Source organism: Mycobacterium kyogaense, from assembly GCF_036946525.1.
In the GTDB taxonomy this organism is placed as follows: Bacteria; Actinomycetota; Actinomycetes; order Mycobacteriales; family Mycobacteriaceae; genus Mycobacterium; species Mycobacterium kyogaense_A.
Window position 1 is genome coordinate 146,592 of sequence record NZ_JAQIIY010000006.1, and the last position, 13,299, is coordinate 159,890.

At 68.4% G+C, this 13,299-nt stretch carries 15 protein-coding genes and 1 riboswitch; of the genes, 12 read left to right on the top strand and 3 right to left on the bottom strand.

Annotated elements, in window-relative coordinates:
- Positions 1-10 precede the first annotated feature (10 nt).
- Complete coding sequence (locus tag PGN37_RS02860) at positions 11-328, bottom strand: DUF3263 domain-containing protein (protein WP_335329508.1); 318 nt, start codon at positions 326-328, stop codon at positions 11-13.
- A 137-nt stretch (positions 329-465) separates the two neighbouring features.
- On the opposite strand from PGN37_RS02860, the gene PGN37_RS02865 reads away from it, so the two are divergent.
- The 6 genes from PGN37_RS02865 to PGN37_RS02890 are packed head-to-tail and all read left to right on the top strand — an operon-like array spanning position 466 to position 4,550.
- On the top strand, positions 466-1,059 hold the full coding sequence (locus PGN37_RS02865) for a peptide deformylase (protein ID WP_335329509.1): 594 nt from the start codon (positions 466-468) through the stop codon (positions 1,057-1,059).
- Positions 1,060-1,062: 3 nt separating this feature from the next.
- Positions 1,063-1,956 (top strand): N-acetylglutamate synthase, CG3035 family, encoded by an 894-nt coding sequence (locus tag PGN37_RS02870; RefSeq protein WP_335329510.1) that lies wholly within the window; start codon positions 1,063-1,065, stop codon positions 1,954-1,956.
- A gap of 5 nt (positions 1,957-1,961) precedes the next feature.
- Positions 1,962-2,777, top strand: a complete 816-nt coding sequence (locus tag PGN37_RS02875; RefSeq protein WP_335329511.1) for an exodeoxyribonuclease III — start codon at positions 1,962-1,964, stop codon at positions 2,775-2,777.
- Positions 2,774-3,400 carry a hypothetical protein gene (locus tag PGN37_RS02880; protein ID WP_335329512.1) on the top strand — a complete coding sequence of 209 codons (627 nt, stop codon included), beginning with the start codon at positions 2,774-2,776 and terminating at the stop codon, positions 3,398-3,400. The genes PGN37_RS02875 and PGN37_RS02880 overlap by 4 nt, the downstream gene beginning before the upstream one ends.
- On the top strand, positions 3,397-3,960 hold the full coding sequence (locus tag PGN37_RS02885; protein WP_335329513.1) for a hypothetical protein: 564 nt from the start codon (positions 3,397-3,399) through the stop codon (positions 3,958-3,960). Before PGN37_RS02880 ends, PGN37_RS02885 begins: the two co-directional genes overlap by 4 nt.
- The gene (locus tag PGN37_RS02890) at positions 3,957-4,550 is read left to right on the top strand and encodes a hypothetical protein (RefSeq protein ID WP_335329514.1); all 594 of its coding nucleotides are present in this window, start codon (positions 3,957-3,959) and stop codon (positions 4,548-4,550) included. Before PGN37_RS02885 ends, PGN37_RS02890 begins: the two co-directional genes overlap by 4 nt.
- On the opposite strand, the gene PGN37_RS02895 is transcribed toward PGN37_RS02890, so the two are convergent.
- Positions 4,521-5,819, bottom strand: coding sequence for a hypothetical protein (locus tag PGN37_RS02895; protein WP_335329515.1), 1,299 nt, complete (start codon positions 5,817-5,819; stop codon positions 4,521-4,523). The genes PGN37_RS02890 and PGN37_RS02895 overlap by 30 nt on opposite strands.
- 56 nt (positions 5,820-5,875) lie before the next feature.
- Here PGN37_RS02895 and PGN37_RS02900 point away from each other — a divergent pair, with 56 nt between their 5' ends.
- On the top strand, positions 5,876-7,432 hold the full coding sequence (locus PGN37_RS02900; protein WP_335329516.1) for an HNH endonuclease signature motif containing protein: 1,557 nt from the start codon (positions 5,876-5,878) through the stop codon (positions 7,430-7,432).
- Here PGN37_RS02900 and PGN37_RS02905 read toward each other — a convergent pair.
- Complete coding sequence (locus PGN37_RS02905; protein WP_442932837.1) at positions 7,429-9,171, bottom strand: MFS transporter; 1,743 nt, start codon at positions 9,169-9,171, stop codon at positions 7,429-7,431. The two genes, PGN37_RS02900 and PGN37_RS02905, sit on opposite strands and share 4 nt — an antisense overlap.
- A 140-nt stretch (positions 9,172-9,311) precedes the next feature.
- Positions 9,312-9,423: riboswitch (TPP riboswitch) on the top strand.
- Between PGN37_RS02905 and thiD the strand changes: the two genes are divergently transcribed.
- From thiD to PGN37_RS02930, 5 genes are all read left to right on the top strand, one after another.
- Entirely contained in the window at positions 9,414-10,253 is an 840-nt protein-coding gene (gene thiD, locus PGN37_RS02910) for a bifunctional hydroxymethylpyrimidine kinase/phosphomethylpyrimidine kinase (RefSeq protein ID WP_335329517.1), read from the top strand. (Overlaps the previous riboswitch by 10 nt.)
- A 4-nt stretch (positions 10,254-10,257) precedes the next feature.
- Complete coding sequence (locus PGN37_RS02915; protein ID WP_335329518.1) at positions 10,258-10,866, top strand: alpha/beta hydrolase family protein; 609 nt, start codon at positions 10,258-10,260, stop codon at positions 10,864-10,866.
- A gap of 15 nt (positions 10,867-10,881) precedes the next feature.
- Complete coding sequence (locus tag PGN37_RS02920) at positions 10,882-11,496, top strand: septum formation family protein (protein WP_335329519.1); 615 nt, start codon at positions 10,882-10,884, stop codon at positions 11,494-11,496.
- Positions 11,497-11,533: 37 nt separating this feature from the next.
- Positions 11,534-13,024: a flavin-containing monooxygenase gene (locus tag PGN37_RS02925; RefSeq protein ID WP_335329520.1), complete on the top strand. Its 1,491-nt coding sequence runs from the start codon at positions 11,534-11,536 to the stop codon at positions 13,022-13,024.
- Between the two features lie 7 nt (positions 13,025-13,031).
- Positions 13,032-13,298, top strand: coding sequence for a hypothetical protein (locus PGN37_RS02930; protein WP_335329521.1), 267 nt, complete (start codon positions 13,032-13,034; stop codon positions 13,296-13,298).
- The last annotated feature ends 1 nt before the right edge of the window (position 13,299 follow it).

Below are 13,299 nucleotides of genomic sequence, written 5' to 3' on the forward strand. Positions count from 1 at the left end.
GCCGACGGCGTCAGGTCACGTCGAAGCCGAGGCGACGCGCCGCGCGCGCCTTCTGCCGGCTCGCACGCAACCTGCGCAGTCGCTTGACCAGCATCGGATCCGCGGCCAGCGCCTCCGGCCGATCGACGAGCGCGTTGAGCACCTGGTAGTAGCGGGTCGCCGACATCGAGAAGAGTTCCTTGATGGCGTCCTCTTTGGACCCGGCGTACTTCCACCACTGCCGCTCGAACGCCAGGATGTCGTGTTCACGACGGGTCAGACCGTCGGCGGGATCAGCGCCGTTTGCGGAGTCCCCGGCTTTCTCACTCCGCGCGATCGCGCCGTCCATATCGCCTCGTGGACCTTTCCAACGGTCGAAATGACACCAGTGTGGTTTCGGGTGGTATTCAATCACGGCTCGGTCACGGACATCGGCATCAATGACCGCGAGTCGGGGCCCGCGCGCGCCACCCTAAGCTTTCGGGCATGGCTGTTCGACCGATCTGCATCGTGGGAGACCCCGTTCTCCACAACGCCACCGAGCCGATCCCCGTCGGTGACGACGGGTCTCTGCCCGCCGATCTCGCCGATCTCATCACCGATCTCTACGACACCATGGACGCCGCGAACGGAGTGGGGTTGGCCGCCAACCAGATCGGCGTCGCCAAGCGGGTGTTCGTCTACGACTGCGCCGACGCTCGCGGCAAGACGCTGCGGCGCCGCGGCGTCGTCGTCAACCCGGTGCTGGAGACGTCCGAGGTGCCCGAGACCATGCCCGATCCCGAGGACGACGACGAGGGCTGCCTGTCGGTGCCCGGCGAGTCATTCCCGACCGGGCGCGCGTCATGGGCGCGGGTGACGGGCCTCGACGCCGACGGCACACCGATCACGTTGGAGGGTGAGGATCTGTTCGCCCGCATGCTGCAGCACGAGACGGGGCATCTGGACGGCTTCCTGTATCTGGACCGGCTGGTCGGCCGCAACGCCCGCAGCGCGAAGCGCGCGGTCAAGTCGCACGGCTGGGGCGTCCCCGGTCTGACGTGGCTGCCCGGCAAGGATCCCGATCCGTTCGGTCACTGAGCCGTGCCGCAGCTGCCGCCGCTCGGCGCCCGGGTGAGCCTGCGCTACCGCCTCCCGGCCGACGAGGCGCGACCGTTCACCGACGTGATCGGCCACGTCGAGCAGGTCGAGCCGGCGGTGTCCGTGCGTACCCGCCACGGTGAGCTGGTCACGATTTCCCGTGCCGACGTCGTCGCGTTCCGGGTGGTGCCCGAGCAGCCGGTGCGCGCCGGGGCGATCCGCAATCTCGAGCACGCGGCAGCGCTCGCCTGGCCCGGCACCGAGCAGCAGTGGGTCGACGGCTGGTTCCTGCGGTTCGGTGACGGCGCCACCCGGCGAGCCAATTCGGCTGTGCCGCTGCACTTCACGTCCCATGCCGAGATCGCCGCGATGGCCGATCGGTATGCCGCACGCGGGCTCCCCGCGCTGATCTCCGCACCGGACCGCTTGTTCCGCATCCCCGATGGCGTGCCCACCGACGCCGAGAACCTGGTCCTGACAGCCGATGTCGAGTCAGACCCACTCGACGAGGTCACGGTGTCCGCGGCTCCCGACGCCGCCTGGCTGGCTCTGTACGAGCGCGACGTCCCACCGGCGGTACTGACCGCAGTGGTGGACGGAGAGGTCGGGTTCGGTGAGCTGGCCGGCGCCGCGGTCGGCCGGGTCGCGATCACCGAGGCGCCGGACGGCACCCGTTGGGCGGGAGTGTCGGCGGTGCACGTCGTCACCTCTGCCCGCCGCCAGGGTCTGGCCCGCCGGTTGTGTGAGGGGCTGCTCGGATGGGCCGCCGTGCGTGGTGCGACGCGCGCCTACGTACAGGTGGTCGCCGACAACGACGGCGCCCGGGCGCTGTACGAACAGATGGGCTTCACTCTGCACCATCGCTCCCGCTACGTGCGCGCCGAGGACTTACTGTGAACGGCATGCGGTTGGCGACGTGGAACGTCAATTCGATTCGCGCCCGGGTCGATCGGGTCACCGATTGGCTGGAGCGCGCGGACGTCGATGTGCTCGCGATGCAGGAGACCAAGTGTTCCGACGAGCAGTTCCCGACGATGCCGTTCGCGGCGTTGGGTTACGACGTGGTGCACTGCGGGTTCAGCCAGTGGAACGGGGTGGCCATTGCGTCGCGCGTCGGCATCGACGACGTCGCGGTGGGCTTCGACGGACAGCCGACGTGGGGTGACCAGCCAGGCGCTGCCGCCGAGGCGAGGGCGCTGGGTGCGACGTGCGGCGGGGTGCGGGTGTGGAGCCTCTACGTGCCCAACGGCCGGATGGTCGATGACCCGCATTACCATTACAAGCTGGAATGGCTTGCAGCTCTGCGCAATTCAGCATCGTCATGGCTGGCAGACGATCCGTCGGCGCAGATCGCGCTGGTCGGTGACTGGAACATCGCACCGACCGACGACGACGTGTGGAGCGTGGAGGCTTATCAGGGCAGCACGCACGTCACCGCGCCGGAGCGCGCCGCGTTCGACGCCGTCGTCGACGCCGGATTCGCCGATGTCACGCGGCCGTTCACGCCAGGACCCGGCGTGTTCACCTACTGGGACTACACGCAGCTGCGCTTCCCGAAGAACCGCGGCATGCGCATCGACTTCATCCTCGGCTCGCCGGCGCTGGCGTCCCGCGTGGAGCACGCCGAGATCGCTCGCGACGAACGCAAGACCGGCAAGGACAGGGTCGGATCGCCCAGCGACCACGCCCCTGTCGTGGTGACGCTGGCGTCGTCGTGACCCCCACCGAGTCACCCTGGCGCCGGCTGTCACTGGGCCGGCTGAAGTGGGTGGCCGCGTTGGTCGTGATCGGCGCCACGGCGGTGTTCGGCGGCCTGGACACTGCGAACCGGGTGACGACCGTGGCGATGGGGCAGGCCTACGACGACGGCCCCCTGCGCATCACCGTGCGGGCCGCGGCCCTGCCCGAGGGTGTCGCCGGACTGCGCGCACTGACCGCGCAATGCCGGTTCCTCACCGTCGATGCGACGGTCGAAAGCGTCACGGATCGTTCTGTGTCCCTGCCGAACTCGCTCCCGGTCATCGGCACCGATGCCGACTGCTCGGGTCCCCGGCCGTCAGCTATCACCGGCGTCATCGGCATCGCCGGCATCCCGGCGTACTTCAAGACCGCGGTGCGGTTGCGCGACGGACAACCGATGCCGACCGTGGAACCCGGATTTACCACCGATTACCGCTTCGTGTGGGCGGTGCCCGCCGACGAATTGGCCGACGAGCCACAGATCAGCGTCCGGATGCCGGCGATGTCGTCGTTCATTTCGACGTTCCGGATCGCCGAGGACTTCAGCGGTGACGCCTCGGAGTACGGCGATCTCGCATTGGCGCCGCAGGTGTACCGGTGACCCGCCGGCTGATCCCCGTCGTTCGCGTGTTGGCCGCGGCGGCGATGCTCGCGGCGGCCACCTGGCTGTGGCTGCAGCTGCCCACCAAGATGCAGTCCTGGGCGCCGATCGAGGTGGCGGGCGCGGTCGGCGAGCACGTCGAAGGCCGCAACCTGGCGGTGACGGTGCACGACGTGCAGCTTGCTCGCGTGGTGACGTTCACCAACGACGGTGTCCCGGTGCGGATGTCGACGGACGGGGCGTGGCTCGTCGTGGCGCTCAGTTACGAGCCGCTGCTGTCGGCCGAATCGCCGGTGTTCGAGCTGACCGCCGACGGCAGGCGGTTCACGTCGCCGCTGAGCGGGTTCTCCCGGAACGCACCTCCGGGGTTGACGCAGCGCAACGTCGTCGCGTTCGAGGTGCCTGCCGTTCCGACGTCGGCAGAGTTGTTGGTGTACAACAAGACTGCTGATCGTTACGGCAATCCGATGCCTGCACCGCTGGATTCGGCGATCGCGGTACCGCTGCCGGTGCCCGGTGATGCACTGGCGCAGCTGGATCTCGACAAGGCGGCGTCGTGAGGCGCTGGCTGCGGTCGAACTGGTGGGCGTTCGCGGTGATCGTGGTGGTGGTCGCGGCGATCGCGGGCACTGTGACCTACTCGCAGTGGGCACGCCAACTCGGGTACACCCGGCCGGTGCAGACGGTGGCCGCCGGGCAGTGGGCGGACATGTTCGGGCTGCGGTGGCGTCTGACTCCGGTGACCCTGCCCTCCCCCGGTGAGCCACCGGCCGGCGGCCACCTTGCGAGCTACGTGCTCGACCGCGAGCGCGACGGACGGCCGGCGGGGCTGCCGGACGGGTTCCAGTTCTGCACGGCGTCGATGGTCGAGGGACCGCGGCGCTGGACGACGACGGCGACCGACATGTCGGTGTTCCAGTTCGCCTACCGGCAGCATCTGACGACGGTCTGCAGTCAGGACGGCCCGCTGCTGGTGGCCATGTACGTGCCCAGCGGAGTCACGGTCGGCGCCGTGGAGCTGCTGCTGCAGCCGGGCGAGGCACCCGCGCCCGGGACCGACACCGACACCGACACCGACACCGACGAGGCCAACGCGCCGGCGTTCACCAGCTACGACGAGTCACCGCTGGTGATTCGGTTCCAGACCTGACGTCGCGTGCTGGGCGCGGACCTGGTCGACGCAGAACCAGTACGCCGCAGCCACCAGGCAGATCCGGATCGGATCGATGGCTGCGTCGATGACCAGCCGGATCGTGTCGTCGAAGGCCTGCCACCACGCCCACTCGTGCGGGCCGAGCGCGACGGCGACGGCCCGGAACAGGTAGCCGTCGGTGACCGTGGGATCGAAGTAGGCGTTGCCCGGAGCCAGCACGACCAGGCCTGTGTAGGCCAGCACGAAGAACGCGATCGGTAGCGCGCCGCCGTGCAGGATCAACCGGCCGGCGTCGACGATGGGGCCGAACATGCCGAGCTGGCCGCGCACGAACTCGACGACCCGCTCCTGCAGCGTGGCGGGCACCCGCTGCCAGCGTGGCTGCAGGGTCTTCCTGCCGCGGTCGATCGCGCGGGCCGCTGCGACGTCGCCGCGGTGGCCGAGGAAGGCCCGTCGGCCACCCTGCCAGGTCGGTGTCAACGGGGTGCCGTAGACCGCGGCGGCGATGGCCAGCCACGCCAGCGAGAGCGCGACGACCTGGGCCAGCGGGCCCAGCGATGAGGTCAGGGATTCGTAGATGCGGCCGACAACGCCCAGGTGGGACAGCACCTCTTCACGAATTCCGCTGTACCACACGACGATCCGCCGCTGCGCGATCCAGTCGGCGGTGCCGAACAGAGCCGCGAACGAGGCCTGGATGGTCAGGAACAACCACAGCACCTGAAAGTAGACGGCGAGCAGCATCATCGCCGACGGCAGCCGATCGCGGAAGCGGGTGATGAGCTGACGCAGCAGGAAGGCGACGACGATGACGGTGATCAGCGGCGCGCCGGCGGTGTGGTTGACCACCGCGGCCACGCGGTCCTGGGTGCCCTCGTAGACGGTCGTGATGTTGACGGTCGTGAAGTAGACGTAGAAGTCCTGTACCACCAACTTCCACAGCGTGTAGATGACGAGGAAGGGCAGGACCGCGGTCAGCGTGACGTCGACGACTCCCCGTGGCGCCGCGGTGTCGCCGTCGTCGGCGTGCTGCAGGCCGGCCGCTTCTGACCGGATGACGAGAAACATCCCGAGGTAGGTCAGCAGCCGCACGATCGGGACGACGGCCATGATGAGCGAACCCCACAGCTCGCCGTGGTCGATCCCGACAGAGATCGCGAACTGCAGCACCCAGTAGCGGACGAACCAGCCGGCCAGGTACAGCGCGACGAGCCGAGGCCAGGTCCGCCACCACAACCCGGCGGTCTGCCGCGCGATGGTGAGCATGGGCGCACTCTAATCGGCGCGCCGTGGTGTCGGCAGGACCATCTATACTCGAACACATGTTCGATGATTGGTCTGACGGCGACCTGGTCGCCGCGGTCGACGACGCCCATCGGCAGGAGTCGATGCTGATGGCGCGCAAGCTGGCGGCGATCGCCGAGCTGCTGGGCCGGCGGACCGAGCAGGAGCTGGCCGTCGAAGAAGACATGTCAGCGGTGATGAGTGGGTTCAACCGCACCGCCGCCGAGGTGTCGGCGGCCCTGAACATGACCGCCGCAGGAGCCCGGGTGCTGGTCGGGCATGCCGAGACCCTGGCCGTGCGACTGCCCGCAGTCGCAGCAGCATTGGCTGCCGGGCACATCGACTGGCGGGCCACCGAGCTGATCTGCACGCGCACCGAATTGGTACGCGACGGCGTGATCAACGCGGTGGACGCCGCGCTGGCCGAGCAGATCGGCAGCTGGCGGTGCTGGTCACGAGAGAAACTGATCACCACGATCGACGCCGTGGTCACCTCGATGGACGCCGCGGCGGCCAAGGCACGCCGCACCGCGGCCTATGACCAGCGCCGTGTCGACGTCCGGCCCGATCTCGACGGGATGGCTCGCGTGCGGGCGAATCTGAGCCGTACCGACGGCGCGGTGCTGGATCGGCGTCTGTCGACGATGGCCGCCGGGGTGTGCCCGCGCGATCCGCGCTCATTGATGCAGCGTCGCGCTGATGCACTGAACGCCCTGGGGCACGGCCGATTCGAGTTGGCCTGCGCCTGCGGCACACCCGAGTGCCCGGTACGTGACCAACCACCGGCCCCGGTCGCGCCCGTCGTGCTGAACATCGTCGCGGCCGCCGACACCGTCACCGGGCGCAGTGACCAGCCCGGCTATCTCGTCGGGCACGGGGTGATCGACGCCGAACTGGTGCGCGAACTCGCCCGCGATGCCACGCGCCGCCTCATCGACCTTCCGCACGTCAGTCCCGCGCAGGCGCATCGCTACCGGCCCACCGCCGCGCTCGCCCGCTACATCCGCAACCGCGACCTGACCTGCCGCTTCCCGGGCTGCAGCGTGCCCGCCGTGCGCTGCGACATCGACCACACCGAGCCGTTCGACCACGCCGACCCCGCAGCCGGCGGCTTGACGGTAGCCGAGAACCTGGGCTGTTACTGCCGAGAACATCACCGCCGCAAGACCTTCGACGAGGGCTGGCGCGATCGACAGCTGGCCGGCGGCATCATCGTGTGGACCTCGCCGACCGGCCACACGTACACCACGACTCCCGGTGGGGCCGCGCTGTTCCCGGACCTCGCCGGGCGCCACCGCACACCCGACCCGCAGGCCTTCGAGAAAGCGCGGGAACGGATGTGCGCGACCCGTCATGCCAGCAGGTTCAACCGCCACCGCAATCGGTCGGCACGCGAGGAGATCCGAGTCCGCTGCTGGCGCAACGATTTCCGTCGCTTCCGCGAGTTCTTCCACGGCGAATCCACGACCACCAAACCCAGTACCAGCCCGTTCGCCCGCTTCGTCAACGACCCGATCGAACCCGAAGAGCTGGAACCGAACTGGCAACCGCCACCGCTGAAGGTGCGCGACCCCGACGAGCCGCCACCGTTCTAGGTGCGGTCCTCGGCGTAGCGGCCGGGGTTGAACATCGAGGCGACGGCGCCGATGAGCATCATCGCCGCGGCGGCGAGGAACACCACCGTGAGGCCGGAATGGAACGGCTCGGTGATGAGTTCGGGGAAGAACGTCTTGCCCGTCAGCACATCGGCGTTGACGCCGGGCTGCTGCAGCGCGTGCGACGGCTCGAGGAGCTCTGCGATCGGGTTGTACCCGAGGAACGCGGCGAAGAGGCTGCCCACCGGCGGCAGGTTCGCCACGTCGTGAGCCACCGACGCCGAAACCCCCTGCGCCTGTAGGCCATTGCTGAGCGCCGACGGCAGGGTGTTGGCCAGTCCGACAATCATCAGCGAGAAGAACACGCCGATCGACAGCGACGAGCCGGCGTTGAAGAACGTCGCGCGCACGCCGGAGGCGGCGCCGCGCTCGGCCGACGGGACGCTCGACATGATCGCCGCGGTGTTGGGCGCCGTGAATATGCCACCACCGAGCCCGTTGAGGAACACCAGCACCGCGAACAGCCAGTAGTCGAAGTTCACCGGGATCATCACCAGCGCCACGAACGTCACCGCCATCAGCAGCATGCCGCCGACGGTGAACGGTCGCGCACCGAACCGGTCGGACAGCGAACCCGCGAGAGGACCCGCGACCAGGAACCCGACCGTCATCGGCAGCATGTAGATGCCCGCCCACAGCGGGGTGGATTCGAAGCTGTAGCCGTGCAGCGGCAACCAAATGCCCTGCAACCAGATGATCAGCATGAACTGCAGCCCGCCCCGGCCGACCGAGGACATCAGCCCCGCGAGGTTGCCCATGCCGAACGACGCGGAACGGAACAGCCGGATGTTGACCATCGGCTGCTTGACCCGCAGCTCCACGATGCAGAAGACGACGAGCAGCGCGACCCCGAACCCGATGGCGCCGAGCACGGCCGGATTGGTCCAGCCGGTTGTCGAATTCCCGTAGGGCTGGATGCCGTAGGTGATGCCGATCAGCAGCACCGTCAGGCCGATGCCGAACGTCAGGGTGCCGGCCCAGTCGAGCTTGCCGGGGCTGCGGTCGCCGAGCTCCTTGAGCGAGCGCACGCTCCAGATCGTGCCGAGGATGCCGATCGGCACACCGACCCAGAAGATCGCCTTCCAATGCCATTCGGACAGGAAGCCGCCGATCAGCAGGCCGAGGAACGAGCCGGCGACGGCCGCGACCATGTTCACCCCGAGCGCCATGCCGCGCTGATTGGCCGGGAACGCATCGGTGAGGATCGCCGAGGAAGACGACATCAGCATCGCGCCGCCGACGCCCTGCACCACGCGCCACGCGATCAACCAGATCGCGCCGCCGTCGAGTTGGAACGGGTCGAACGACAGCGCGATCGCCGCGACGGTGAACACCGCGAAGCCCATGTTGTAGATCCGCACCCGGCCGAACATGTCGCCGAGCCGCCCGAACGGGACCACCAGCACGGCGGTGACGACGAGGTACCCCATCAACATCCACAGCAGGTAGCTGACGTTCCCGGCGGCAAGCGGATTCAGCCCGATGCCGCGGAAGATCGCCGGCAGCGAGATCAGCACGATCGAGGCGTTGATCGTGGCCAGCAGGACGCCCAACGTGGTGTTGGACAGCACGATCCACTTGTAGAAGGGATGGTCGTGGTCCATCCGGGTGCGCCTGATGGTGGTCTCGCTCATGCCACCGGTGGGGATCGTGTTTCCCGTCGTCTCAGTCGTCGCCATGGTTGCCGTCTTTTCGCTGTCACGTTTCGTATCGGGGGCCGGCGCGACCCTGCGCCGGAAAACACATATGTTAGCTATATAAATCATCTCGGCCAAACCGTATTCCCCACCCGGCCGCGACCAGGCGTCGGCTACGTTGGAAACGCCCACGCGGGAGCGCGCGCCGAGCGCGCTGAGAGGACGGCTGATGCGCCGTCGACCGTACGAACCTGACCGGGTAATGCCGGCGTAGGGAGATGCTGATGGACGTGTTGCCGCTGACGCCGCCGGGTCAGACCCCGCTGCGGGTGCTGACGATCGCCGGTTCCGATTCCGGGGGCGGCGCCGGCATCCAGGCCGACATGCGCACGCTGGCGCTGCTCGGCCTGCACAGTCTGGTCGCGATCACGGCGGTGACGGTGCAGAACTCCGTCGGAGTCCAGGGCTTCCACGAGATCCCGCTCGACATCATCGCCGGGCAGATCGACGCGGTGGTCACCGACATCGGCGTCCAGGCGGCCAAGACCGGCATGCTCGCGTCCGCGGAGATCATCGACACCGTGGCCGACACCTGGGTGGGGCTCGGTCTCGACGGCACGGTGCCATTGGTCGTCGACCCGGTCTGCGCGTCGATGCACGGGGACCCACTGCTGCACCCCAGCGCGCTGGGCTCGATGAAGGAGCGGCTGTTCCCGCTGGCCAGCCTCGTCACACCCAACCTCGACGAGGTCCGCCTGATCACCGGCATCGACGTCGTCGACCCCGACAGCCAGCGTGCCGCGGCCCGGGCGCTGCACGAGCTGGGCCCGCGGTGGGCGCTGGTCAAGGGCGGACACATGCGCGCATCGTCACAGAGCCCGGACCTGCTCTTCGACGGCACCGACTTCCACACCTACGACTCCACCCGCATCGACACCCCCCACGACCACGGCGCCGGCGACACCCTGGCCGCGGCGACGGCCGCCGCGCTCGCGCACGGCTATCCGATGCCCGAGGCGGTGGCGTTCGCGAAGGCGTGGATCACCGAATGCCTGCGCGCCGCGTATCCGCTCGGCCACGGCCACGGCCCCGTCTCGCCGCTGTTCCGGCTCTACGAGAAGTGAATCGATGGATGAGATAGACGGCGTGCTCCACCGGCCGGACGGCACTCCCGTGGGCACGGTCGCACTCACACACGGCGCGGGCGGCAACCGGGATTCCCCGATGCTCGTCGCGGTCTGCGAGGAGTGGGCCCGGCGCGGCTGGCTTGCGGTCCGCTACAACCTGCCCTACCGGCGGCGCCGCCCGAAGGGTCCGCCGTCGGGAGCGGCCGCCGATCTCGCCGGGATCGTCGAGGCCGTCGCCGCGGTGCGGGCACTGGCCGACGGTCCGGTGGTAGCAGGAGGGCACTCCTACGGCGGCCGGCTCACCTCGATGGCCGTCGCCGATCACGGACTGACGCTCGACGTGCTGACCCTGTTCTCCTATCCGCTGCACCCGCCCGGCAAGCCGGAGAAGGCACGCACCGAACACCTCCCCCGCATCACCGCGCCGACGGTGTTCACCCACGGCAGCGCCGATACCTTCGGCACGCTCGCCGAGCTGCGTCCGGCGGCCGCACTGATCGGCGCCCCGACCCGGATCGTGGAGGTCACCGGCGCCCGCCACGACCTGAAGTCCAAGACGCTGGACGTGCCCGTTCTCGCTGTTGAAGCGGCACTCGAGCTGCTCGGCTGAGCTATCGTCACTCCCGTGAGCACTCCGCCCGGGCCGCCACCGCCGCCACCCCCTTACGGACCGCCGCCGCAGGGCCCGGATGCCTACGGGCAGTACCCGCAGCAATACCCTCAGCACCCCCAGTACCCACCCCCGCCGCCGATGCCCTACCAGGGATATCCGGGCCAGTACCCGCCGCCGCCGAAGAAGAGCCGGACGAAGTGGTGGCTGCTGGGCGGCCTCGCCGCGGTGCTGCTGCTCGTCATCGTCGGCGGTGTCGTCGTGTGGGGTGTGGTCAATTCCGGCAACGTCACCGCCACCGACGTGAAGGTCGGGGACTGCCTGTCGGAGATCCCCACCGGCGACAAGGTCATGCGGGTGCAGACCACCGACTGCGCGCAGACGCATGCCGGCGAGGTGTTCGCAGTCCTGAACATGCCCGACGGCGACTTCCCCGGCCAGCCGGCCGTGGAGGCCTACAGCGAGAGGTGCGGCCCGCAGCTGGCCAGCTACTCCCCCGCCTCGATGACCGACAACACGGTGCAGCTGTACGTGCTGTACCCGACCGCCGAGACGTGGGCCAGCGGCGACCGCGCGGTGACCTGTATCGCGACGCTGAACCCGCCGCGCGCCGGCTCCCTCAAGGGCTGATCGGGCGATTAGCGGGACCTCTAGTACCGTCTAGCGCATGACTTCGGTGCAATACGACGCGGTCATCGTAGGGGCCGGGTTCGCCGGAATCGGGGCCGCCATCCAGCTCAAGCGGATGGGCTACGAGAACTTCGTAATCCTCGACAGAGAAGACGACCTGGGCGGAACCTGGTACGTCAACCACTACCCCGGGCTGGCGGTCGACGTGCCGACCACCACGTACTCCTATTTCTTCGAGCCGAACCCGAACTGGTCGCGGCTGTTCTCCACCGGCTCGGAGATCAAGCAGTACGCCGACGACGTCGCCGACAAGTACGACGTGCGCCGCCACATGCGGTTCAACGTCGTGGTCTCGGGAGCCCGGTGGGACGAAGAAGCCGCGTGCTGGCAGGTGTCGCTGGGCAACGGCGAGACGATGTCGGCGCGCTACCTGTTCACCGCGACGGGGTTCCTGTCCCAACCGCGCCTGCCCGAGATCCCCGGCATCGAGACGTTCGAGGGGCGGGTGCTGCACACCACCGACTGGGACGACTCGTTCGATCCGGCCGGTCAGCGGATCGGCGTCATCGGCACCGGCGCCACCGCGGTGCAGCTGATTCCCGAACTCGCCAAGTCGGCCGCCGATCTGACCGTCTACCAGCGCACCCCCATCTGGGTGGCCCCCAAGCTCGACTTCCGGATCTCCGAGCGCACCAAGCGGCTTTTCGCTCGAATCCCGTTGGCGCAGCGCATCGTCCGGGCGATCACCGACACGATCTACGAGATGATGATCAACGTCGGCGTGGTGCACTACCGGGTGCCGCTGAACCGCCGGCTGAACATCTCCGCCATGGACCTGTGCAAGATCAACCAGTTCATCCAGGTCCGCGACAAGGAACTGCGCCGCCGGCTCACCCCCGACTACGACATCGGTTGCAAGCGGCCGACGTTCTCCAACAGCTACTTCCGCACGTTCACCAAACCGCACGTGCATCTGCAGAGCGACGGCATCGACCACGTGACGGCCGACGGGATCGTCAACGCCGACGGCACGAAGACCGTCATCGACACCCTGGTGCTGGCCACCGGGTTCGACCTGTGGGAGGCCAACTTCCCCGCCATCGAGCTGATCGGCCGTGACGGCCGCAATCTCGGAAAGTGGTGGCGGGAGAACAGGTTCCAGGCGTATCAGGGCGTGTCGATGCCCTACTTCCCGAATTACCTGTCGCTGGCGAGCCCGTATGCGTTCCTCGGGTTGAACTTCTTCAACACGATGGAATACCAGATGCAGCTGATGAACCGGCTGTTCGGTGAAGTCAAGCGCCGCGGCGCCACGACGTTCGAGGTGACCGAGGCCGCCAACGCCGAGTACCTCGACCGGATGACCGAACTGCTCGGCGACTCGCTGTGGAAGCTGGGCAACTGTGCGAGCTCGCGCTCCTACTACTTCAATCCGCACGGCGAACCGAGCCTGCTGCGGCCGATGTCGACGAGCACCGCGATCCGGGAAGCGTCGGAATTCCCTTTGAGCGACTACCAGATCAGTTAGGACTGCTGTGCCGCAACAGAATTCGCCCGCCGCCAAGACCGCCGGACTCGCGTTGGCCGCCACCGGCCTCTCGCACTTCGTCGCTCCCCAGATCTACGAGGGCATGACGAAGGCGGCGTTCCCCGACAACACCCGCACCCACGTGTACGTCGACGGCGGCATCGAGACGGTCCTCGGGCTGGGCATCGCGTCGGCCAAGACCCGCAAATTCGCGATCGTCGGGGTGCTGGCATACCTGCTGTACCTCGGCGGGAATGTCATTCGCCAGAAGTAAG